The organism is Pseudoclavibacter sp. RFBB5, from assembly GCF_002931555.1.
Classification (GTDB): domain Bacteria; phylum Actinomycetota; class Actinomycetes; order Actinomycetales; family Microbacteriaceae; genus Pseudoclavibacter.
Genome location: NZ_PSTZ01000011.1, coordinates 58,327 through 78,927, shown reverse-complemented (window position 1 = coordinate 78,927; position 20,601 = coordinate 58,327). Strand labels below are relative to the sequence as shown.

The 20,601-nt window shown below is 68.9% G+C and carries 24 protein-coding genes and 1 pseudogene; 12 read left to right on the top strand and 13 right to left on the bottom strand.

From position 1 onward, the window contains the following. Window positions 1–33: 33 nt before the first annotated feature. Genes C5B97_RS16700 through C5B97_RS16690 form a run of 3 tightly spaced genes read left to right on the top strand, consistent with a single transcriptional unit; the run spans window position 34 to window position 2,950 of the window. Window positions 34–1,050 carry a TRAP transporter substrate-binding protein gene (locus C5B97_RS16700; protein WP_181027058.1) on the top strand — a complete coding sequence of 339 codons (1,017 nt, stop codon included), beginning with the start codon at window positions 34–36 and terminating at the stop codon, window positions 1,048–1,050. A gap of 2 nt (window positions 1,051–1,052) precedes the next feature. After that, the gene (gene otnK / locus C5B97_RS16695) at window positions 1,053–2,303 is read left to right on the top strand and encodes a 3-oxo-tetronate kinase (protein WP_219819827.1); all 1,251 of its coding nucleotides are present in this window, start codon (window positions 1,053–1,055) and stop codon (window positions 2,301–2,303) included. Then, a complete protein-coding gene (locus C5B97_RS16690) occupies window positions 2,300–2,950 on the top strand; it encodes a class II aldolase/adducin family protein (protein WP_104313164.1) in 651 nt (216 codons plus the stop codon). Before otnK ends, C5B97_RS16690 begins: the two co-directional genes overlap by 4 nt. A gap of 33 nt (window positions 2,951–2,983) precedes the next feature. On the opposite strand, the gene C5B97_RS16685 is transcribed toward C5B97_RS16690, so the two are convergent. Beyond that, complete coding sequence (locus C5B97_RS16685; protein ID WP_104313162.1) at window positions 2,984–3,829, bottom strand: helix-turn-helix transcriptional regulator; 846 nt, start codon at window positions 3,827–3,829, stop codon at window positions 2,984–2,986. A 9-nt stretch (window positions 3,830–3,838) separates the two neighbouring features. Further along, complete coding sequence (locus C5B97_RS16680) at window positions 3,839–4,774, bottom strand: SDR family oxidoreductase (protein WP_104313160.1); 936 nt, start codon at window positions 4,772–4,774, stop codon at window positions 3,839–3,841. A 90-nt stretch (window positions 4,775–4,864) separates the two neighbouring features. On the opposite strand from C5B97_RS16680, the gene C5B97_RS16675 reads away from it, so the two are divergent. From C5B97_RS16675 to C5B97_RS16655, 5 genes are all read left to right on the top strand, one after another. Continuing rightward, entirely contained in the window at window positions 4,865–5,380 is a 516-nt protein-coding gene (locus tag C5B97_RS16675; RefSeq protein ID WP_146080855.1) for a hypothetical protein, read from the top strand. Window positions 5,381–5,454: 74 nt separating this feature from the next. After that, window positions 5,455–6,093 carry a hypothetical protein gene (locus C5B97_RS16670; protein WP_146080854.1) on the top strand — a complete coding sequence of 213 codons (639 nt, stop codon included), beginning with the start codon at window positions 5,455–5,457 and terminating at the stop codon, window positions 6,091–6,093. 106 nt (window positions 6,094–6,199) lie between these two features. Beyond that, window positions 6,200–6,544 carry a hypothetical protein gene (locus C5B97_RS16665; protein WP_146080853.1) on the top strand — a complete coding sequence of 115 codons (345 nt, stop codon included), beginning with the start codon at window positions 6,200–6,202 and terminating at the stop codon, window positions 6,542–6,544. Window positions 6,545–6,682: 138 nt separating this feature from the next. Further along, on the top strand, window positions 6,683–7,678 hold the full coding sequence (locus tag C5B97_RS16660) for an NADP-dependent oxidoreductase (protein WP_104313152.1): 996 nt from the start codon (window positions 6,683–6,685) through the stop codon (window positions 7,676–7,678). 46 nt (window positions 7,679–7,724) lie between these two features. Beyond that, on the top strand, window positions 7,725–8,585 hold the full coding sequence (locus tag C5B97_RS16655; RefSeq protein ID WP_104313149.1) for an alpha/beta fold hydrolase: 861 nt from the start codon (window positions 7,725–7,727) through the stop codon (window positions 8,583–8,585). Window positions 8,586–8,675: 90 nt separating this feature from the next. Here the strand turns inward: C5B97_RS16655 and C5B97_RS16650 are convergent, their stop codons facing one another. Next, complete coding sequence (locus C5B97_RS16650) at window positions 8,676–9,389, bottom strand: SDR family oxidoreductase (protein WP_104313147.1); 714 nt, start codon at window positions 9,387–9,389, stop codon at window positions 8,676–8,678. Window positions 9,390–9,541: 152 nt separating this feature from the next. Here C5B97_RS16650 and C5B97_RS16645 point away from each other — a divergent pair, with 152 nt between their 5' ends. Further along, on the top strand, window positions 9,542–10,144 hold the full coding sequence (locus C5B97_RS16645) for a TetR/AcrR family transcriptional regulator (protein ID WP_104313145.1): 603 nt from the start codon (window positions 9,542–9,544) through the stop codon (window positions 10,142–10,144). Between the two features lie 76 nt (window positions 10,145–10,220). On the opposite strand, the gene C5B97_RS16640 is transcribed toward C5B97_RS16645, so the two are convergent. Then, the gene (locus C5B97_RS16640) at window positions 10,221–12,458 is read right to left on the bottom strand and encodes a beta-glucosidase (protein WP_104313142.1); all 2,238 of its coding nucleotides are present in this window, start codon (window positions 12,456–12,458) and stop codon (window positions 10,221–10,223) included. A 47-nt stretch (window positions 12,459–12,505) separates the two neighbouring features. Continuing rightward, window positions 12,506–12,919: pseudogene (locus tag C5B97_RS18295) on the bottom strand (XRE family transcriptional regulator); the annotation flags it as partial. Window positions 12,920–13,076: 157 nt separating this feature from the next. Between C5B97_RS18295 and C5B97_RS16630 the strand changes: the two are divergent. Continuing rightward, window positions 13,077–13,556 carry a CinA family protein gene (locus C5B97_RS16630; protein ID WP_104313139.1) on the top strand — a complete coding sequence of 160 codons (480 nt, stop codon included), beginning with the start codon at window positions 13,077–13,079 and terminating at the stop codon, window positions 13,554–13,556. A 78-nt stretch (window positions 13,557–13,634) separates the two neighbouring features. Here C5B97_RS16630 and C5B97_RS16625 read toward each other — a convergent pair whose 3' ends face one another. From C5B97_RS16625 to C5B97_RS16595, 7 genes are all read right to left on the bottom strand, one after another. Beyond that, window positions 13,635–13,808, bottom strand: coding sequence for a CsbD family protein (locus C5B97_RS16625; protein WP_104313137.1), 174 nt, complete (start codon window positions 13,806–13,808; stop codon window positions 13,635–13,637). Between the two features lie 74 nt (window positions 13,809–13,882). Further along, window positions 13,883–14,488: a hypothetical protein gene (locus tag C5B97_RS16620; protein ID WP_104313135.1), complete on the bottom strand. Its 606-nt coding sequence runs from the start codon at window positions 14,486–14,488 to the stop codon at window positions 13,883–13,885. Next, a complete protein-coding gene (locus C5B97_RS16615) occupies window positions 14,485–15,066 on the bottom strand; it encodes a DUF6286 domain-containing protein (RefSeq protein ID WP_104313133.1) in 582 nt (193 codons plus the stop codon). Before C5B97_RS16615 ends, C5B97_RS16620 begins: the two co-directional genes overlap by 4 nt. Beyond that, complete coding sequence (locus C5B97_RS16610; protein ID WP_104313131.1) at window positions 15,063–15,443, bottom strand: hypothetical protein; 381 nt, start codon at window positions 15,441–15,443, stop codon at window positions 15,063–15,065. Before C5B97_RS16610 ends, C5B97_RS16615 begins: the two co-directional genes overlap by 4 nt. After that, window positions 15,440–15,640 (bottom strand): DUF2273 domain-containing protein, encoded by a 201-nt coding sequence (locus C5B97_RS16605; protein ID WP_104313129.1) that lies wholly within the window; start codon window positions 15,638–15,640, stop codon window positions 15,440–15,442. Before C5B97_RS16605 ends, C5B97_RS16610 begins: the two co-directional genes overlap by 4 nt. After that, a complete protein-coding gene (locus tag C5B97_RS16600; protein ID WP_104313127.1) occupies window positions 15,637–16,104 on the bottom strand; it encodes an Asp23/Gls24 family envelope stress response protein in 468 nt (155 codons plus the stop codon). Before C5B97_RS16600 ends, C5B97_RS16605 begins: the two co-directional genes overlap by 4 nt. 114 nt (window positions 16,105–16,218) lie before the next feature. Further along, window positions 16,219–16,821, bottom strand: a complete 603-nt coding sequence (locus C5B97_RS16595; protein ID WP_181027057.1) for an alpha/beta hydrolase — start codon at window positions 16,819–16,821, stop codon at window positions 16,219–16,221. A 130-nt stretch (window positions 16,822–16,951) separates the two neighbouring features. Here C5B97_RS16595 and C5B97_RS16590 point away from each other — a divergent pair, with 130 nt between their 5' ends. Both C5B97_RS16590 and C5B97_RS16585 read left to right on the top strand, forming a co-directional pair. Then, window positions 16,952–17,251, top strand: a complete 300-nt coding sequence (locus C5B97_RS16590; RefSeq protein WP_146080852.1) for a hypothetical protein — start codon at window positions 16,952–16,954, stop codon at window positions 17,249–17,251. Between the two features lie 151 nt (window positions 17,252–17,402). Next, window positions 17,403–18,467, top strand: coding sequence for a DUF418 domain-containing protein (locus tag C5B97_RS16585; protein ID WP_258068329.1), 1,065 nt, complete (start codon window positions 17,403–17,405; stop codon window positions 18,465–18,467). Window positions 18,468–18,470: 3 nt separating this feature from the next. Here the strand turns inward: C5B97_RS16585 and glgX are convergent, their stop codons facing one another. Then, window positions 18,471–20,516 carry a glycogen debranching protein GlgX gene (gene glgX / locus C5B97_RS16580; RefSeq protein ID WP_104313121.1) on the bottom strand — a complete coding sequence of 682 codons (2,046 nt, stop codon included), beginning with the start codon at window positions 20,514–20,516 and terminating at the stop codon, window positions 18,471–18,473. Between the last annotated feature and the right edge of the window lie 85 nt (window positions 20,517–20,601).

Below are 20,601 nucleotides of genomic sequence, written 5' to 3'. Positions count from 1 at the left end.
GCAGCGACATCCACCACCAAAGGAGTTCCCCTCGTGAGTAAAGGAATCAGCGCGTCGCTTCGTCGAGGTGCGGTCGCCCTCGCCGGTGCCGCCCTCATCCTCAGCGGATGCACCGTCGCCCCCTCGGCCTCCGAGCCGGAGCTGCTGCTGCGCCTCGGACACTCGTACGGTGCCGGCAGCCTCCAGGATCGCGCTGCGAACATGCTGTCGGAGCAGGTCGCGGAGTCGTCCGACGGGCGCATCGAGATCGAGGTGTATCCCGCCTCGCAGCTGGGCAGCTGGGAAGACATGCAGGAGGGCCTCGAGTACGGGGCAGTCGACATCGTCATCGAATCCGTGGGATCTCTCGAGCGCTACACGGATCTGGCAGCCATCGAAGGCGTGCCGTTCCTCTACGAGGACGAGGCGCAGTTCCTCGACGTGTGGGAGGGGGAGCTCGGCGACGAGATCCTCGACTCCATTCGCGAGGACACAGGCTTCCAGCTTCTCGGCCAGATGTATCGAGGGGCGCGCGTGCTCAACACCCAGCGACCCGTTGCCGAGCTCGCCGACACGCAGGGCCTGAAGCTCCGTGTTCCCACGCAGCAGACGTACCTGGACACGTGGGAGTCGCTCGGCGCCAGCCCGACCCCGCTCGCGTTGAGCGAGGTGTTCACCGCCATCGAACAGGGGGCGGTGGAGGGGCAGGAGAACCCCATCGACGTGGTGCGGTTCAACTCCTTCTACGAGGTCGCGCCGAACGTCACGCTGACGAATCACATCTACGGCAACTTCCACTTCCAGGTCTGGGCCGAGACCTATCAGGGCTGGCCGGCTGAGTTGCGCGACATCGTCGACGCGGAGATCGCCGATGTCTCTGACTGGTACGAGCAGACCTCCATCGAGGAGCGCGACGCGAACATCGCCTTCCTCGAAGAGAACGGCGTTGAGTTCCACGAGATCGACCGAGCGGAGTGGGCGGATGCGACGAGCGACGTGCTCGAGCACGTCGATCCGCAGGTGGTGGAGTGGGTCGAGAAGATCCGCGCGAGTGCCGAGGCGAGGGGCTGACCGTGCTGGGAGCGATTGCCGATGATTTCACCGGGGCCACCGACCTGGCCGGCAACTGGCGCTCACGTGGGCTCTCGACTGCCGTGGTGCTCGGCGTCCCGGAGGCCGATGGGCTCGATGCGCTTCGCACGCACGCCGCCGTCGTGATCGCCCTGAAGATCCGGTCGGTACCAGCGGAGGAGGCTGTCGCTACGGTGCGCGAGGCCGCTGCTGTGCTGCGGGAGCTCGGGTGCACGCAGGTCTACGACAAGTACTGCTCGACGTTCGACTCGACGCCTGAGGGCAACATCGGCCCCATCGCCGACGCACTGCTTGAGGAGACGGGGGCGAGGACCGCGGTTGTCGTCCCTGGCTTCCCGGACGCGGGTCGCACCGTGTACAAGGGGCATCTGTTCGTCGGGAACGATCCGCTCGACCGCAGTTCGATGAGAGATCATCCGCTGAATCCCATGTGGGACTCACGCGTCTCGACGCTCCTCGCCGCGCAGACGTCACACGCTGTGGCGGAGGTCCACATCGATGTCGTCCGGCGCGGGTCGGTTGCGCTGCGCGCGGCCATCGATGCGGCGGACGCAAGTGGTGCGCGGTACGTCGTCGTCGACTCGATCGACGGCGCCGACCTCCGAACCATCGCGACGGCGACGGGTGGCGATCCGCTCGTCACCGGCGGGTCCGGGCTGGCGCTCGGGGTCGAAGCGAAGCAGGTGGCCCCAAGCGATCTCGCGGCTATCCCGGGCAGGCGCGTCGTGCTCGCGGGCAGCGCATCCACTGCGACGCAGGCGCAGGTGCAGGATGCGCGTCGCACCATGTCGAGCCGGAAGCTCGATGTTCGCACGCTGGTCGACGACATGGCTGGGGAAGAGCAGCGCCTCCTCGACTGGTTCGTCGAGCGCTGGGCGGATGACCCGGACCGGCCGGTCATGCTGTACTCGGTCGGTGACGCCCGCGACGTGGCGGCGGGACGGGCTGCCTCGCCTCGTGCATCGGAGCTCATCGAGACCCTCTACTCGCGTCTCGCGCCCCGCCTGGCAGATGCCGGCGCCTCGCAGTTCATCGTCGCAGGGGGTGAGACCTCCGGCAGCGTCGCTCAGGGGCTGGGGGTCTCCGTGCTCGAGGTCGGGCAACTCCTCAGCCCGGGCGTCTCCTGGCTCCGCGCGCGCCGTCGGTCGGCGCCGGAGCTGAACCTGGTGCTGAAGTCCGGGAACTTCGGCGACGTCGATCTCTTCTCCAGCGCTTGGGAGAGGCTCGCATGAGCGATCTCGTCGATGAGCTGATCGAAGCGGGGCGTCTTCTCGCGGAGATGGGGCTCTCACCGGGGAGCTCCGGCAACGTGTCGGTGCGGTTAGGGAACGAGATCTGGATGAGCGCGAGCGGTACGACGCTCGGCACCCTCGAACGGGCCGCGTTCGCGCGTGTGAGCGTCGACGGTGAGCCTCTCGATCCGCAGGGGCCGACGGCGACGAAGGAAGCACCCCTGCACCTCGCCATGTACGCGCGGAACCCCGCTGCGACGTGCGTCGTCCATCTCCACTCGCCGAACGCGGTGGCTGCGTCCTGCCTCGCGCCTTGGCGCGCGCACAGCGCCCTCCAGCCGATCACGCCGTACCTCCTGATGCGCGTGGGCAACGTGCCGCTCGTGCCGTATGCGGCGCCGGGGGACCCGGCGCAGGCCGCGGCCGTGCGGGCGGGTGCGCTCTCGTTCCATGGCGCGCTGCTGCAGAATCACGGATCCATCGTCAGTGGAATCACGGTGGCGCAGGCGGTCGACCGCGCCATCGAGATCGAGGAAGCCGCGCGCACCCGGCTTCTGGTCGGAGGGCGGGAAGACCTGCGCCCGCTCACCGACGACGAGGTGCAGGAACTCGTCGATCGCTACGGGCAGCCGTGGGGTGACGGCTGAGTCGAAGCGGCCGCGGGGTCCCCGACCTGGGCGTCAGGCGTCCGCGGTCAGGCGCTGGGTGCCGAGCACGGAGAGCAGCTGCAGCCTGTCGTAGCTCTCGGTGCCGGGCGTCGCCGTGAGCACCAGCAGGGTCTGGCCCTGCGTGGGGTCGACGAGGAACTGGCACTGCACGGTGATCACCCCGGTCTCGGGATGCTGCACGCGCTTCTCGAGCTCGTGCATCGCATTGATCTCGTGGTCGGCCCAGATCTCGGCGAACTCCGGGCTTACCGCGAGGAGGGCGTCGATGACCCGCTGGGCGCGAGAGTCAGGACCCTGCTGGGCCGCGAAGCCACGGGCATCCGCGGCGAAGGCGCGCGACAGCTTGTCATGGTCGCTTTCCGGGTAGACGTGGCGGGCGCCGGGGTCGGTGAACCAGCGGTAGACGACGCTGCGGGCGTTGCCGGTGAAGCGGGTCTCGTCGCCGAACAGCGCCCGCGCCGCTGGCGTCTGCACGAGCGTCTCGCCCATGGCCGTCATGACCTGGGCTGGGGTGTCGGCGAGCCGGTCGAGGATGCGCATGAGCCCCGGCGCGACGTGCTCGCCGCTGATCGTGCGCTTCGGCGGCTGGTGGCCGGCGAGGTGGAAGAGGTGGTCGCGCTCCGCCACGGTGAGGCGCAGACCGCGGGCGATCGCGGCGAGCATCTGCTCGGACGGCTGCGGGCCGCGGCTCTGCTCGAGTCGGCTGTAGTAGTCGACCGACATGTCGCTGAGCGCCGCGACCTCCTCGCGCCGCAGGCCCGCCGTGCGCCGGCGGGGCCCCTTCGCCAGGCCGACGTCGTCCGGCTGCAGCGCCTCGCGGCGGCTGCGGAGGAAGTCGGCAAGCTGGGCTCTGTCCATGACGCGAGGCTAACGGGTCGCGTGCTCGGCGACGAGCTGCTCGGACAGCTCCCACAGGCGGCGCGCATCCGCCTCGCTCGTGACTCGCGAGTAGAGCTTCTGCTCGGCGGGGCGGCCGCCGATGTGGCCGGGTCCCTTCGGCCCATACAGGCGCCCACCCTTCGCCTCCGGGCTGGTGGCCGCGAGGATCGCGGGGAGGGCGGCGCTCTGCGGGGTGCCAGCGAGGCCGATGCGCGAGAGCACGCGGATGACCTTCACCTCGGTGGTGTCGCTGGCGCGGCCCATGCCGGGCTGCGCCGCGAGGAGGTTCGTGGGGGAGATGCCGGGGTGCGAGAGGTTGCTCGTGATGCCCCAGTCGTTCGCCTCGCTGAGGCGGTGCAGGTGCATCCCGAGCAGGCCGGTGGCGATCTTCGACGAGCTGTACGAGCGCATGCTGCTGTAGCTGCGCTCCCAGTTGAGGTCGTCCCAGTTCACAGCGCCCTGGTTGGCGGCGACGCTGATCTGCGTGGTGACGTGCGCTCTGCCCTCCTTGAGACGGGGGAGGAGGCCGGTGGTGAGCGCGAAGTGGCCGAGGTGGTTGGTGCCGAACTGCAGCTCGAAGCCGTCGCTCGTCGCGCGACGCTCTGGCGGCGTCATGACCCCGGCGTTGTTGATGAGGATGTTGATGGGGCGTCTCTCGGTGACGAGCTCCCCCGTGAGGGCGGCGACCGATGTCAGCGATGAGAGGTCGAGGTCGCGCAGCTCGAGCTTCGCGCTCGGGTTCGAGGCCCGGATGCGCGCGACGGCCTTCTCGCCCTTGTCGCGGTTGCGCACGGGCATGATCACTTCGGCGCCAGCGCGGGCGAGGCGGCCAGCGATGTGGAAGCCGATGCCGTCGCTAGCGCCCGTGACGAGGGCGAGCTTGCCGTTGAGGGACGGGACCTGGATGTCGATGTTCTTCGGCACGGGATTCTCCTGAATTGTGCGGGCGCCAAGCTCGCGAGTGGTGATGAAGCGAATCTGCAGTCTGGTTGCTGGAACCAGTGTGATGCTTCGATGTTCTTCGATTCAGGACTCGCTCATCCAGGGATTCCCGATCCCTGGATGAGCGCACAGCGCCGAGCTCAGAATGTCGGCGGCTGGGAACATACTGGCGACAGCCAATCGAAAGGAGCGACCATGCTCGGGGTTCACACCTACCTGCACTGGACGGATGCTGACGGCACTCAGCGCAGCCTGCCTGGTTGGAGCAGTCAGGACATGGTTTCGGTCCAGGACAACTCGGCGTGTGAGGGGCGTGACTTGGGCGGCACGTGCAGGTGCGATGCACCGCATCCGTGGCGAGGACTTGCTGAGCGGGAGGCGGTCCTCTCCCACGGCGGTGATGGCTATCCGACGCGGTACGAGCTCGCCGTTGAGGGGCTCATCGATCTCTACCTGCGAGCTGAGCGTCAGGCGATCCGAGAGCTCACGCTGGAAGGTGGCCCGGTCGACACGGCGACCCGGGTTGCGGAGTTGCGGGCGCTGGCGCCGGGGACGATCGTCGTCGTCAAGGAGTGGGATCAAAGCTGACATGAACGGGGCGGTGGAGTGCGATGGGTCTTTTTGACGGGGACGCGGGCAACTTGCGTGAAACGGTGCGGCAGATGGGCCAGGAGGTCCAGGTCGCGCTGCTCGCGCGGGGTTGGGCGGTCACGGACCCCTGGGTCGATGAGGACCAGCCGATGGAGTTCTTCTGGCCGCCGACGGCACCCCATGGGTACGGTCGGCGACCCCCAGTGCCTGCCGCGGTGGCCCGAGACCGGGCGAAGTTGAGCGAGCCAGAGGCGACTCCGTGGCTGGCACCAATACGGATCGCGCGGGTGGATGATGGCTGGCGAGTCCAGTACGGAGAGGCAGCAGCGGCGAGGCCGGCCGAACTGGCTCTGCATCGGGACGACGTCTCGCTGCTCGCGGACATCGAAGGCATCGAGTGCTGGCCGATGAGCGTTGAGGAGTCCCTTCAGATCCGAATGGAACGCGTCTTCCAAGCGACCTACGCCGCCGCGCACAACGAGCACTATCCCGGATTCACCTCCACCGAGCCCTACGTGACCAGGTACAACCTCGTGATGCGGCAGCTGCGTCTCGAGAAGGCTCAGGGAGGTGTCCCCGGTGCCGTCGCGGTGCCCGCTCCTTCTCGTCCGCGGGGTGACCTCAACGCGCAACTGCTGCTCATCGACGCGGAAGCCTGGGCCTCCGCGGTGCGCACGGCGCGAGCGGGAGGGGAGCGGCGAGACCGGTGAGACCGGGTGGCCCAGCGGGAGGGCCTGCTCCTCGGCGACGATCGGCGTCACGGGCCTGCTCCTCTCCCGGATCTCGGCGCAGGCATCCGTGCTGGCCGGCGCCATCGTGACTCTGCTCAGTCTTGTGCTCATGGCCGCGGCGAGCGTGTTCGGCTCCTTGCCGCTGTTCTTCGGTTGGTGCCTCGTCGGAGGCGTCGCCTACGCACTCGCATTCACGGGCGGGCTCGGCCTCATCAACCGGCTCGCGCCCGCGCATCACCGAGGCGCGAGCCTGTCGCTGCTCTACGTCATCGCCTACGCACTGCAGGCGGGCACCGCGATCGGGGTTGGGGCCATCGCCACGGGTGGGACGCTCGCCATGGCTGTCCTGGTCGCCGCGACGGTGCTCGGAACGATGTGCGTGGCGGTCGTCGTGCTGATCGTCGTGGCGCGGAGGGGCGGGCGTCTCTAGGGGGTTCGTGCGCAGGTGTCTGTCGATCGCCGCCTCGGACGAAGCTCTTGACAAAATAACTGAGTCGACTCAGGATTGAGTACGCTCGGCAGATGTCGAGCGATTCACCGACGCGATCTCGAATCCGGAGCCTCACCCATGCGAGCGTTCACCCTCTCCAAGTACAAGACGCCGCTGCGCGAGGCTGACGTCGCCGAACCGGTCGTCGGCGACCACGATGTGCTTGTCCAGGTGCAGGCCGCCGGCGTGAATCAGCTCGACGAGAAGATCCGCATCGGCGAGTTCACGCAGATCCTGCCGTACAAGCTGCCGCTGACCCTCGGCCACGACGTCGCCGGAACGGTCCTCCGCGTCGGCGGCGCCGTCCGCGCGTTCCGGCCTGGCGACGAGGTCTACGCGAGACCCCGCGACCACCGCATCGGCACGTTCGCCGAGCGCATCGCCATCGATGAGGCGGATGTGGCGCCGAAGCCGTCGTCCATCTCCATGGATGAGGCGGGCTCGCTCCCGCTCGTCGCCCTCACCGCCTGGCAGGCGCTCGTCGAGATCGGTCGGGTGCAGCCCGGGCAGAAGGTCCTGATCCACGCCGGAGCAGGCGGCGTCGGGTCCATCGCGATCCAGCTCGCCAAGCACCTCGGTGCCGAGGTCGCCACCACGGCGAGCGCGGCCAACGCCGAGTTCGTCCGTGGCCTCGGCGCTGACGACACGATCGACTACCGCAACGAGGACTTCGAGCAGCTGCTCAGCGGCTACGACTTCGTGCTCGACAGCCTCGGCGGCGAGAACCTCGAGAAGTCGCTCCGCATCCTGAAGCCAGGCGGGATCGCCGTCGGGATCTCAGGTCCGCCCACCCCGGACTTTGCCCGAAGCGCGGGCCTGAACCCCGTGCTGCGCCTCGCGATTGCCGGGCTCAGCGGCAAGGTGCGCAAGCAGGCGAAACGCCTCGGCGTCGAGTACCGCTTCCTCTTCATGAGAGCGAGTGGTGAGCAGCTGCGGGAGATCTCGGCGCTCGTCGAGAGCGGAGCGATCAAACCCGTCGTGGGACGAGTCTTCCCCTTTGACGGGACTGTGCAGGCGCTCGAGTCGCTGGGAGGCGGCGGCATTCGCGGCAAAACGGTCGTCAGTATCCCGTAGCGAGTGCCGTCCGCACCGCCTTCGTCGAGATTCAAGAGAGAACACCATGAGCACCGCATCCAATGAGCCCGTCGTCACCTCGTACGCGCTCGCCCCGGCGAAGAGCATCACCGTGGGCGGCATCAGCTACGCCTACCGTGAGCTGGGCCCGAGGGAAGACATCCCCGTCATCTTCTTCGTGCACCTCGCGGCCACGCTCGACAACTGGGACCCCCGCATCGTCGACCCCATCGCACAGAAGCGCCACGTCATCACCTTCGACCAGCGGGGCGTCGGCGCCTCAACGGGAGCCGTCCCGAGAACCATCGAGGAAGCCGCCGACCACGCGTACGAGTTCATCACCGCCCTCGGCTACGACAGAATCGACATCTTCTCCTTCTCCATGGGAGGGATGATCGCGCAGGACCTCGTCGTCAAGCACCCCGACCTCGTGCGCCGGCTCGTGCTCACGGGCACCGGTCCGCGCGGCGGCAAGGACATGGACAAGGTCGTCGGTGTCACCTACCTCGACCTCGTCCGCTCGATCCTCACCCGCTCCGACATCAAGGAGTTCCTCTTCTTCAACCGCGACGATCGCGGCAAGCGGGCCGCGAAAGCGTTCGTCGCCCGGCTGTCCGAGCGCACGGTCGACCGCGACACGTCGATCAGCCTGAAGGCGTTCCAGACGCAGCTGGGGGCCATCCAGCGCTACGGCCGTTCCGCGCCCTCCGACCTCTCGAAGGTCAGGCAGTCGACCCTCATCGCCAACGGTGACAACGACCGCATGGTGCCATCGGTGCTCTCCAACGACCTGCACAGGCGCATCTCCGGCTCCGAGCTCGTCATCTACTCCGACTCGGGCCACGGCGGCATCTTCCAGTACCACCACCAGTTCGCGCCGGTCGCCGTCGAGTTCCTCACCCGGTAGCGCTGGGGGGCCTGGTCAGATGCACGCAGGAATGGCGCGGCTTCCAGAGAGCTCTGGGAGTCGCGCCACTCTGTATCCGGGGGTCTGCTGCTAGCTGCTTGACCCACCGAGCTGCGGGTAGACCGCCTCGAGCGGGGCGCTGAGCCCGGCCTTCAACTGCACGGACGTCTCGTCGGCGAGCAGCTCGTACTCGCCGGCCTCGGTCGCGTCGAAGACCTTGGAGACCAGCGCGGCCGGGTCGGTCTTCGGGTCGTCCGTGTGCGCGGCCATGGCCGTGTCGACCCAGCCCACGTGGACGCCGACGACGTGGACGCCGGCGGGGAGCAACTCGAGGCGCAACGAGTTCGTCGCGGACCAGAGCGCAGCCTTCGTGGCGCTGTAGATGCCATTGACCGCGTACCAGCTGAGGGCTGAATGCACGTCGATGATGGCGGCACCCTCACGGTTCGCGAGAAGTGGCGCGTAGGCGCGCGCGAGGAAGACGGGTCCGAGGAAGTTGGTCGCGACGTTCGCCCGAATCTCTTCATCGCTGTGGGACAGGATGCCCGGGGACGAGACCGAGGCACCCGCGTTGTTGATGAGCACGGTCACGTCCGGCGCCGCGTCGACGACTGCGGCGATGGATGCCGAGTCGGTGACGTCGAGGGTGAGCGGCACGATCCGCGCGTCGTCCCAGCTGCGCGGCGTGCGGGCGGTGGCGTAGACCCTGGATGCGCCGCGGGCGAGAGCCTCGCGCACGAAGTTCGTGCCGATGCCCCCGTTCGCGCCGGTGACGAGGACAACTGCTCCGTTGAGTGAGGGCATAGGTGGTCTTTCTGTTGCTCGGGTCGTCTGGTCAGTGATGATGACGAGGTCCTGGGGCGGCGTGGAAGAATCGGCGTGAGCACCGGTCCTCAGTCGATAGCGACTAAACTCATAACTGAGTCTGCTCAATGTCTATTCCCGGAGGAGATCCGATGACCACCGACGGCCGGCCATTGGGACGCCGCGAGCGGAACAAGCTCGACAAGCTCGAGCGCATCACGGCGGCGGCTGGCGAGCTCTTCGCCGAGCGCGGGGTCGACGACGTCACAACGCAGGAGATCGCTGACCGGGCCGACATCGGCACCGGCACGCTCTTCCTCTACGCCAAGACCAAAGGCGAGCTGCTGCTGCTCGTGCAGAACTCCATGTACGAGACCGCGCTCGAAGAGGGCCGCGCGGCCTCAGCTGAAGCGACTGGGGCCCTCGACGGCGTGCTTGCCGTGCTTCGCCCCGTCGTGGCGTGCAACCGCAAGCAGGCCGAGAACGGCCGCACCTACCTGCGCGAGATGGTCTTCGGTGATCCCCAGGAGCCGCGGCACGCCGAGGCGCTGAAACTGACGAGCCAGACGCAGGACCTCGTCGCTGACGTCATCGACCGCGAGACCGCGGCGACGGCCGACACCGCGCGCGCACTCGCGCAGGTCGTCTCCGCGATCATGTTCACCACCATGGCGGCGTCGGTCAACGCCTCGCTGTCGGACGACGAGATCGTCGAGCAGGTGCGGGCGCAGGTCAGCGTGGTGCTGCCCGCCTGACCCGACTGACCTGACTGGCCCGTCCCGACCCGGCGTGCCGGTCCGGGAGCTCCCGAACCGGCACAGTGTGCTGCGTCTAGCGCTTCGCGCTCGCCACGAGCTCGCCGAGCGCCGACTCGTCGAGGGGGCTTCCTGGGAACGCAGCGACGCGCCCGAGCGGCATGGACCCGATCATCTTGAGCATCTCCGGGTCGGCCAGCATCCCGGCCAGTCCGCTGTCCCCTTCGAGGAGGGCGGAGCGGAGCAGCGGGCCTCCACGCTCGTCGTCCAGCCATTCGGCGATCGTCGACGTCTCGTCGAGGGTGAGCGCGAGCTCGTCACCCGCGACCGACACCCGCGTCGAGGCGCGGATGTCGCGGCTCGAGGCACCCACCTCGATGCGGTATTCGCCGCCTTCCACCGTCCATTGCCCGGCGACCGGGTGGAAGTAAGCGAGCTCAGAGCGCGGAACCTCGATGGTGACGGCTGCCGTCGAGCCGGCCGCGACCTCCACGACCGAGAACGCGGTCAGCGAGCGAATCGCGCGCGGTACAGCGGAGCCCGGGAGGCCCGTGTAGACCTGCACGACCTCACGCCCGTCCCGGCTGCCCGTGTTCGCGACCTCCACCTGGATGCGCAGGCCGCCGTCCTGGACTTCGACGGCGAGGTTGTCGTAGGCGAAGCTCGTGTACGAGAGGCCGTGGCCGAACGGGAACGAGACCTCGGTGCTTCGCGCGTCGTAGCCGCGGTAGCCGACGAAGATGTCCTCGCCGTAGCGGACGTGGCCGAACGCGCCGGGGAACCCGAGGTGGGCCGGGGAGTCATCGAGGCGCACCGGGATGGTCTCGGCGAGGCGCCCAGAGGGGTTGACGACGCCGAAGAGCACGTCGGAGGTCGCGCCGCCGCCGGCCTGGCCGAGCAGCCAGCCCTCGACGATGGCAGGCGCGAGGTGCTGCCAGGTCGAGGTGCGCACGATGCCGCCGTTGGAGAGCACGACGACGACGTTCTCGTTCGCGGCCTGCACCGCGGCGAGGAGCTCGAGTTGGTCGGCGGGGAGGTCGATGTGCTCACGGTCGAAGCCCTCGGACTCCTCGTGCGCGGGGAGGCCGAGGAAGAGCACGGCGACGGATGCGCTCGCGGCGGTCTTGACCGCATCCGCTCGCAGCGCTTCGGTGTCTCCGGAGTCGTCGAGCGTGAAACCGGGCGCGAACCGCACCCGGTCGCCGGCGACCCGGCTCAGCTCGGTGAGGGCGTCGTCGAGGCGGGTCGGGTTGATGAGCGAGCTGCCGGCGCCCTGGTAGCGGGGCGTGCGCGCGAACTCGCCGATGACCGCGAGGGTGTCGTCGGAGCCGAGGTCGAGGGGCAGGAGGTCGCCGTCGTTCTTGAGCAGCACGATGCTGCGTCCAGCCGCCTCGCGGGCGAGCGCGTGGTGCTCGTCGGCGTCGTAGCTCGCAGACTCGTCTGCGCCCGCGACGATCTTGTCGACGAGCTCAAGCGCACGGCGGGCGGCCGTGGTCACGTGCTGCTCGTCGAGGTCGCCGGAGCGCACCGCATCCACGAGCTGAGCATCCGTGCGTCCGCCGCTGGACGGCATCTCGAGGTCGAGCCCGGCGGCGACGCCGGTGACCCGGTTGTCGACGGCGCCCCAGTCGGAGACGACGAGGCCCTCGTAGCCCCACTCCTCCCGCAGCACGGTCGTGAGGAGCCAGTGGTTCTCGGAGGCGTAGACGCCGTTGATCTTGTTGTACGAGCACATGACCGTCCACGGCTGCTGCTCGGTGACGACGCGCTGGAAGGCGCGCAGGTAGATCTCGCGCAGCGGGCGCTCGTCGACGTCAGCGCTGATCCGCAGCCGGTCGGTCTCCTGGTTGTTCGCGGCGAAGTGCTTGAGCGAGGAGCCGACGCCCTGGCTCTGCAGCCCGCCCACGAGTGCTGAGCCCATGACGCCGCTCACGAGCGGGTCCTCCGAGAAGTACTCGAAGTTGCGGCCGCAGAGCGGGGAGCGCTTGATGTTGATGCCGGGGCCGAGCAGCACGCCGACGCCCTCCGCCTTTGCCTCCTCGCCGAGCGCGACTCCGACCCGGCGTGCGAGGTCCGCATCCCAGCTCGCGCCGAGCGCCACGGCGGGCGGGAAGCAGGTGGCGGGCACGCTGTCAGCGAGCCCGAGGTGGTCGCCACCCTCACGCTGCAAGCGCACGCCGTGCGGGCCATCCGTCAGCGTCACCGCCGGGACGCCAACTCGATCGACCGCCTTCGTCGACCAGAAGCTGCCACCACTCGTCAGGGACGCCTTCTCCTCGATGGTCAGATCGTCGAGGTGCTCGGCGTGGGTCATCGTGATGCTCCGATCGGTCGTGCGGGGGAGTGCTCGCGGCCCGGAGATCAGGGCGCGTGCCGTTCCAGATAAGCGTAGATCTCGCTGTCGTCGACGCCTGGGAAGCGGCCCGCTGGGAGGGATGCGAGGATCTGCGCGTGCAGTCGCGCGCTCGGCCACGCGCGTCCCGCCCAGCGGGCCGCGAGCGCCGGGTCGGGTCGCCGGCAGCAGGTCTCGTCGGGACAGCGCGAGACCTGGCGGTTGTCGGTGTCGCGCCCGCGGAAGTACTTGGCGTCGTCGAACGGCACCCCGAAGGTGATCGAAAAGACCCCCTCGGCCGACTTGCCGGTCGGGATGGTGCTCCAGAACGTGCCGGCAGGGGTGTCCGTGTACTGCCAGAACTCGGTGGTGCGGTGCTCGATCTCCGTCGCCCGCCGCGCACCCCATCGTCTGCAGACGATCTGCCCCTCGACGGCGCCGGTCCTCCCTGCGGTCGGAGCGCCGGCTCACCGGACACCTGGATCCCGATCGACCGCGCGTAACTGCTCAGCCAGCCCCGGGCAGGACTCCGGCGTCGCTCTGCGGACACGCTCACCAGGTACTCCGCCGCCGTTCAGCACGCGTTCCTACGATGCTGCAATGGCACAGCTCAGTGACGAGAACCTCATCGAGACCATCGCCGAACGACTCGCGGAGACGGGCCGCACGCTGAGTGTGGCCGAGTCTCTGACCTGCGGGAGGGTCGCCTCCACGCTCGGCAGCGGACCTGACACGAAGACGTGGTTGCGCGGCGGGGTCGTCGCTTACCAGACGGAGGTGAAGCAGCGCGTCCTCGGCGTGACGCCCGGCCCGGTCGTCTCGGCCCGGTGCGCCGAGGAACTCGCGGTCGGCGTGGCACGGCTGCTTGAGTCCGACATCTCCATCGCGACGACCGGTGCGGGCGGCCCCGGACCGGAAGAGGGCGAACCGGAAGGCACCGTGTTCCTGGGATGGAGTGTCGACGGTGTCGTGGGCAGCGAACGTCACGACTTCGACGGGGAGCCCGCCGAGATCCTCGACCAGACCGTCCGTCAGGTGCTGGAACGACTGCAACAGCTCCTGACCGGCGGGAAGCACTAGCCAGCACCGAAACGACGGCGCACGACGAAGCGGCAGCCGACCCGAAGGTCGACTGCCGCTTCGCTGTGCTGGTGTGAGCTACTTCTTGAAGGCGTCCTTGACGTCTTCGCCCGCCTGCTTCACGTTGGCCTTGGCCTGGTCGGCCTTGCCTTCGGCGATGAGCTGCTCGTTGTCGGTGACCTTGCCAACTGCTTCCTTGGCCTTGCCGCCGAACTCTTCAGCTGCGTTCTTGATCTTGTCTCCTGCGCTCATGGCAGTTCCTTTCTGTTGGGGGTTGCGGTGCCGTCGAATCGCGGTGCCGCGGTGGGGAGTTGTGGTGGTGAGTCCTACTGGAGGCGCGTCGACTGCTGCACTCGGGCGCGGAAGCCGCCGCTGAGCTGGAGCAGCACGGGCACCTGCCGGCCGAGGAGTGCATCCAGGGCCTCGAGGTTCTGCTCGACGATCTCCGTCGCGTCTCGAGGTGAGACGCCGCGTCGGCACGTGGCCGACACCTTCAGCACAGGGGTGCGTTTCACGTCGTACGCGGAGACGCTTGTCGTGAGGAACTCGTCGCGGGCGTCGAGCGCATCCGAGAGGGCGTCGCGGGCAACCGACACGTCCACGATGGTGCGCCCGGTGTCCGGCGTGCGGTCGCTGACGATCGTGCCGGTCCGTCCCTGTCCCTGGCGGAGGGCGAACACCAGGAGCAGGATGATGGCGATCGCGAGGATCGCGACGACGGCGATGAGGAGCCAGCTGAAGTCAGCGCCCGGGAACGGGGTCTGCTGGAGCCAGCTGCTGGTCTGCGTGTTCACGCCTTCGGAGATGGGAGTCCAGGTGTCTTTCGCTCCGGGCAGCCATGCGCCGATGGATGCGGCGGCGCCGATGATGAGGAGGAGGAGGCCTGTGGCGGTGATGAGGAGCCGGTTCAGGCCTCGGTTGGTGCTGTTCATGCGCCGACCTTCCCGTTCTCTGCGACGCGCACCTTGGCGGTGACGCGGGGGTTCAGCTCGTACCGTTCGAGCTGCTGGTTGACGGCGGCCGTGATGGCGGACGCGTCGACCGGGAGCCCGGATGCGGGGGTGAGGTGCACGTCGGCGCGTCGGTGGGACACCGACACGGTGACGTTGTCCGGGCTCACGTTGCCGGCGTGCGCCGCGTGGCGGGCGAGGGCGGACGCGATGACCGCGTTGTCCGCGACCGTCGCGGTGCGGGTGGAGGTGAGCGTGTGCCTGGCTCGTCGTCCGGGGGCGAGGCCTGCGATGAGCAGCACGAGGCCGATGATCGCGACGACCACGCCGGCGATGCCGACGTACTGGGCGGGCTGCTCGAGCACGCCGAGCGCCGAGGCGAACATGTCCGCCGGTGCGACGAGCAGCGCCGGGAGGGCGAGCAGCGATAGCACGATCTCGGTGCCGATCCAGGCCGCGACGAGGATGAGGAGCACGGTGAGGGTGATCGCGAGCGCCGAGCGGGGCGAGTGCGTCTCTCGCCGGGAGAGGCGCGAGTACAGGGAGGTGTTGGTGCTCATCTGACTCGCTCCTCTGCCTTGATGTTGAGCCCGGTCACGCGGATGGTGACGAGGCCGACCTGGGACCCGCTGAGGGTCTGCACGCGGTCACGGATGGTGGTCTTCGCGGTCTCGACTCGCTCGAGGAGTGGGCCGCCGCTGCGCTCGAGCGCGCTCGGCTGCTCGCGGATTCGGGCGAGCGAGGGAACCCGGATGGGGGTCCTCACGCGCAACGCGAGCTTGCCGTTGTGGTCGTCGAGGTCGACGCTGACGCTGCCAGCGTCGACCCCGAGCGCGTCACCGGCGACAGCTGACGCAAGACGAGTCAGGGCCTTCGCGGTGAGTCGTGTTGTGCCTCGCTGCGCCGCGCCGCTGAGTGTGGTCGCGGCGGCGCTCATGAGGAGGTGTTCCGTCCTCGGATGACGTCAACGAGGGCGGTCGCGTCGAGCTTTCCTTCGAGGATGCGTCCGATGACGCCGCCGATGATCATCGCGATGGCGACGAAGAAGAACGCCCAGAAGCCGAGGATGATCCAGGTGAGCGCGAGGACCGCGCCGATGAGGATGCCGGTTCGGGTGAGGGATGCCGTGTTCACTGGACTCGCGCTTCTTCCGTCTTGTCGTTGCTGTCGTCTTCGGAGGGGAGGTGCACGTCGTTGACCGTGACGTTGACCTCGGTGACCTCGAGGCCAACGATGGTCTCGATGGCGCGGATCACGTCGGCGCGGACGCCGTCGGCCACGTCCTGCAGCGAGACGGGGTACTCGGCGACGATGGTCACGTCGACCGCGACCTGCTTCTCGCCGACCTCCACGTTGATGCCCTGGCTCTGGTCCGTCGCGTTGATCGCGTTGCGGATGGCGCCGATGGCGCGGGCCGCGCCGCCGCCGAGGTCGTAGACGCCGCGAGCGTCACGAGCGGCGATCCCTGCGACGCGAGCGACGACGCTGTCGACGATCGTCGTCGTGCCGCGTCCGCCCGAGGTGTTCGTGGGGACGACGCTGCTGGACGTCTGAGCCGTCTTGGGGGCGGTAGCGGTGGTGGGTGTCGTGTTCGCCATGATGCTCTTCTTTCTGGTCTCTGCCTGGTGCCGGTGCACCGTGTGGGCTTGTACAGGTGAGACGCAGGCGACCCCCGATGTGTCACAAACTCGTTTTGCGTTTTCAGGAATCGCTCAGGTTCGGGGCGCGGGGCGGGCCTGGAGGAGCGCGTCGAGGACGACCGGCAGCGAGGTCACGCCGGTCGCTTCGAGGAAGTGCCCGGCGCCCGGTTGCACGCGGACCTCGGCGAAGAGTCGGCGCGCGAGGGCATCGGATGCGCCGGGAGGCACGAGGGTGTCGTTGTCCGAGCGGATGACGACGCGAGTGTTGATGCGGTCGGCGACGCGTTCCGCATCCACGTCGTCGGCGAGGTACTCGTCGAGGTCGGGGAGCGTGTCAAGCGTGCCGGTGAAGCCGGACACGAAGACGACGCCGCCGAGACGCCAGTCACCGAGTTGCGCCGCCAGCGCGCGGAGCGCCGTCACGGCGCCGAGCGAATGGCCCACGATCCAGGTCCGCTCGTCGGGGGTTCCCAACGCGAGCGCGACCTCGCGCTGCCAGTCGGCGGCGTTCGGCGCCTCCGGCAGCGGAAGTTCGACGCTCGTCGCCTCGATGCCCCGGTCGGCGAGGGCTTCCCGTAACCACGGGAACCAGTGCGCGTCGACGTTCGCGCGGAAGCCGTGGACGATGATCACGCGGGCCGGGAGGTGGACGGGGTCAGTGGATGCGGGTGCCATGGCACGCAGGCTAGGGGCAGGAGTTGCGAGCCGGCGTGATCGAGTCGAGCGGCGTCCGAATCGTTGTCGATGTCGCAGGCGGGCGCTCGCGCCGAGGGGGCACCCATCGCGGGGTCGTATTCTGCCCGGCATGAGAGTGATGCACCTCGACGGCTCGTCGGATCCCGCTCGAGTCGAGGATCTGCCGGCCCTCCTCCCCGAACTCGACGGTGCGAGTGACGATGAGCCGGACGTCGGTGCCGGTGACCCGTACGGCTGGTTCGTCACCGCCTACTCGTCCGGGACCGTGGTGCTCGCGCACGCCGCACGACCACACGACCCCGAGCTTGTGCTCTCCGATGTGCCCCGGAACGAGGCTCTCCTGATCTTCGCCGAGGTTGTACGCGGTGAGATGGACGCCGTTCTCACCCGGCCCTGGGTCGAAGAGTAGGGGCCGGCTTGGGAGCCGGGCAGCTGTGGTCCCGTCAGCCCAGCGGATGACGCGGGTCCTTCCAGCGCAGGACGCGAGCCGCCGAGTTCCCGGCTGATGATGGGTCGTCGCGCCAATCCCGAGATCCGGGCCGCGCCGCGAAAGGCCCGTCTTGACCTCCCTCTCTTCCCCCGAGCGCATCTCCGCCGCGCCCGACGCATCTGCTGCCCTGCCTGCATCCGGCAAGCGGATCGCTGCCCTCGACGTCATCCGCGGCGTCGCCCTCTGCGGCATCCTGTTCGTCAACATCGCCCCGCTTGTGCACTTCGGCTACGACACCGGCATTCCCCAGCCCACCAACCTCGGCGACCCGAGCGGGTGGCTGCAGCTGTTCGTGCAGCAGCGCTTCTTCCCGATCTTCTCCCTGCTCTTCGGCATCGGCTTCGCGCTCTTCTTCGAATCGGCGAAGCGCCGCTCCCCACGGCCAAGGCTGGTCCTGCTCAGGCGACTCCTGCTCCTGCTGGCCATCGGCATCCCCTTCGAGCTCCTGCAGAGCGGCTCGGCGCTGTGGCCGTACGCGATCGCCGGCCTCATCGTGCTGCTCCCCAGCACCTGGCTGCCGCGCTGGGCCGTTGCCGTGGGCGCCGCGGTCCTCATCGGCGCGAGCTTCGCGCTCACAGGTGGCGGCCTCACGCTGATCCCGGGCGTCTTCCTTCTTGGAGCGGCCCTCACCCGCTACGGCATCGTGCAGGGGATCGGGCGGTCCCGCGCCGGCTCAGTCGTCGCGCTGCTCGCCTTCACCGTTGCCTCGATCCCGCTCGCGCTGTGGCAGGCGGGCGACATAAAGATGTCGGGCTTCGACCTCGCATCCGGGCTCGCCGGATTCGCGATGGCCGGCGCCTACGTCGCACTGCTGTCGCTGCTCATGACGACCCGCGCCGCCCGCGGCCTCCAGCTCGCGTTCGCGCCGCTCGGCAAGATGGCACTCACCAACTACGTCGCCGCCGCTCCGCTGATGCTCGCTGCTGGCCTGCTCTTCAACCTGCCCCGCAGCACTTCCTGGACCCTGCTGCTGAGCATCGTCGTCGGCATCCTCGCGCTCCAGTGGGTCGCGAGCACGCTCTGGCTCCGGTTCTTCACGCAGGGCCCACTCGAATGGTTCTGGCGCTGGGGAACGTGGGGCACACGTGGACCTCTCCGGAGGGTGCACACCGGAGAGGCCACGCGGGGGGAGTGAGGGTCAGCGCTGGGCGGGCGAGCGCAGCAGCGTGAACGACCCCTCCTTGACCATGAGCGTCGTCACGGGGTCGCTGACCAGCTGCTCGCTGTCGCTGGAGAGCGCCAGCTCCCAGGTGCCGTGCGGCGCATCCGGGACGGTGAACTCGACGGCGTTCTCGGCTGCGTTCAGCAGCAGGGCGAAGGAGTCAGCTCCCGTGTGCGAGAACACGAACGCGATGGAGCGCGCCTCCGGGTTGTCCCAGTCGGCGTCGTCGAAGCCAAGCGCATCCGACCGCAGCACGTCCACCGTGGCGTCTGCGCCCGTATCCGGTGCCTGCCTGAACCAGACTGGGCGCAGCGCCGGATGCTCGGCGCGCAGCGAGATGAGCGTGCGCGTGAACTCGAGCAGGTCGGCGTCCACGGCCTCCCAGTCGAACCAGGAGATCTCGTTGTCCTGGCAGTAGGCGTTGTTGTTGCCGCCCTGCGTGCGGCCGAGCTCGTCGCCGCCGAGGATCATGGGCACGCCCGCCGAGAGCAGCAGCGTCGCGAGCAGGTTGCGGCGCTTGCGTCCGCGCCGCTCGTTGACGGCCTCGTCCTCGGTGGGGCCTTCCGCGCCGCCGTTCGCCGAGCGGTTGTCGCTCTCGCCGTCCTGGTTGTCCTCGCCGTTCGCGGCGTTGTGCTTGTCGTTGTACGAGGTGAGGTCGGCGAGCGTGAACCCGTCGTGCGCGGTGATGAAGTTCACGCTCGACAGAGGCGAGCGGCGGCTCGCCTCGTACACGTCGGGGGAGCCGAGGATGCGCTGCGCCGTCGTGCCGAGCGTTGCGTCGCTGCCGTTCCAGTAGTCACGGGCGTCGTCGCGGAACTTGCCGTTCCACTCCGACCAGTCCGCAGGGAACCCGCCCACCTGGTAGCCGGCCGTATCCCACGGCTCGGCGATCATCTTCACGGGCGCGAGCACCGGGTCCTGCTGGATGAGCGTGAGGAACGCGCTGTGCAGCTCCGCGTCGCCGCCCTGCCTGGTGAGGGTCGTGGCGAGGTCGAAGCGGAACCCGTCGACGTGCATCTCCGTCACCCAGTAGCGCAGCGAGTCCATGATGAGGCCGAGCGCCGCCGGATGGCTGACGTTGACGCTGTTGCCGGTGCCCGTCGTGTCGAAGTAGTGGCTCTCGTCGCCGTCAACCAGCCGGTAGTAGGCGGCGTTGTCGATGCCCTTGAACGACAGCGTCGGGCCCAGATGGTTGCCCTCGGCGGTGTGGTTGTAGACGACGTCGAGGATCACCTCGAGGCCCGCGGCGTGCAGGGCCTTCACGAGCTCCTTGAACTCGGCGACCTGCCCGCCGCCGTCACCCGCCGCGGCGTAGTCGCCGTGCGGCGCGAAGAACCCGATCGAGTTGTAGCCCCAGTAGTTGCGGAGCCCCTTCTCCTCGAGGTGACTGTCTTGCACGAACTGCTGCACGGGGAGCAGCTCGACGGAGGTCACGCCGAGGTCGACGAGGTGCTTGATGGCGGCGGGATGAGCGAGGCCGGCGTACGTTCCGCGGATCTCCTCCGGCACCTCCGGGTGGAGCTGCGTGAACCCCTTCACGTGCACCTCGTAGATGACGGTCTGGTCGAGCGGGACGCGCGGCGAGGCGTCGTCACCCCAGTCGAAGCTCGGATCGGTGACGACGCTCAGGGGCACGGAGCCCGCCGAGTCGGTGTCATCGCGCTGCTCGGGCTCGTTCATGTCGTGGCCGAACACGGCCTGCGACCAGTTGTACTGGCCCTCGATCGCGCTGGCGTGGGGGTCGAGGAGAAGCTTGTTCACGTTGTGCCGGAGGCCCTGTTCCGGCGCCCACGGGCCGTCGACGCGGATCCCGTAGCGGGAGCCGACCTGCAGCGCGTCGACGAAACCGTGGAACACGTGGCCCGTGCGCTCCTCGAGCAGGGTGCGCGTCTCGGCGCCCGACCCGTCGAACGTGCACACGTATACGGCGTCGGCGGTCTCGGAGTAGACGGCGAAGTTCGAGCGGCCGGCGACGGTGCTGAAGCCGAGCGGATACGGGCGGGAGCGATCGGAGTGCGACAACGGAAGGCCTTCCAGTGGCGGGGGAGCGGAGCCCCGGCGCGGAACCCCGCCGTTGAGAGTAGGGCAATCGGCCCGTGGCTCTGCC

Coding starts and splice junctions, on each gene's coding strand:
- C5B97_RS16690 (WP_104313164.1), top strand. CDS start 2,300: ATGAGCGATCTCGTCGATGAGCTGATCGAAGCGGGGCGTCTTCTCGCG.
- C5B97_RS16685 (WP_104313162.1), bottom strand. CDS start 3,829: ATGGACAGAGCCCAGCTTGCCGACTTCCTCCGCAGCCGCCGCGAGGCG.
- C5B97_RS16675 (WP_146080855.1), top strand. CDS start 4,865: ATGTTCTTCGATTCAGGACTCGCTCATCCAGGGATTCCCGATCCCTGG.
- C5B97_RS16670 (WP_146080854.1), top strand. CDS start 5,455: ATGGGCCAGGAGGTCCAGGTCGCGCTGCTCGCGCGGGGTTGGGCGGTC.
- C5B97_RS16660 (WP_104313152.1), top strand. CDS start 6,683: ATGCGAGCGTTCACCCTCTCCAAGTACAAGACGCCGCTGCGCGAGGCT.
- C5B97_RS16655 (WP_104313149.1), top strand. CDS start 7,725: ATGAGCACCGCATCCAATGAGCCCGTCGTCACCTCGTACGCGCTCGCC.
- C5B97_RS16650 (WP_104313147.1), bottom strand. CDS start 9,389: ATGCCCTCACTCAACGGAGCAGTTGTCCTCGTCACCGGCGCGAACGGG.
- C5B97_RS16645 (WP_104313145.1), top strand. CDS start 9,542: ATGACCACCGACGGCCGGCCATTGGGACGCCGCGAGCGGAACAAGCTC.
- C5B97_RS16640 (WP_104313142.1), bottom strand. CDS start 12,458: ATGACCCACGCCGAGCACCTCGACGATCTGACCATCGAGGAGAAGGCG.
- C5B97_RS16630 (WP_104313139.1), top strand. CDS start 13,077: ATGGCACAGCTCAGTGACGAGAACCTCATCGAGACCATCGCCGAACGA.
- C5B97_RS16625 (WP_104313137.1), bottom strand. CDS start 13,808: ATGAGCGCAGGAGACAAGATCAAGAACGCAGCTGAAGAGTTCGGCGGC.
- C5B97_RS16620 (WP_104313135.1), bottom strand. CDS start 14,488: ATGAACAGCACCAACCGAGGCCTGAACCGGCTCCTCATCACCGCCACA.
- C5B97_RS16615 (WP_104313133.1), bottom strand. CDS start 15,066: ATGAGCACCAACACCTCCCTGTACTCGCGCCTCTCCCGGCGAGAGACG.
- C5B97_RS16610 (WP_104313131.1), bottom strand. CDS start 15,443: ATGAGCGCCGCCGCGACCACACTCAGCGGCGCGGCGCAGCGAGGCACA.
- C5B97_RS16600 (WP_104313127.1), bottom strand. CDS start 16,104: ATGGCGAACACGACACCCACCACCGCTACCGCCCCCAAGACGGCTCAG.
- C5B97_RS16595 (WP_181027057.1), bottom strand. CDS start 16,821: ATGGCACCCGCATCCACTGACCCCGTCCACCTCCCGGCCCGCGTGATC.
- C5B97_RS16590 (WP_146080852.1), top strand. CDS start 16,952: ATGAGAGTGATGCACCTCGACGGCTCGTCGGATCCCGCTCGAGTCGAG.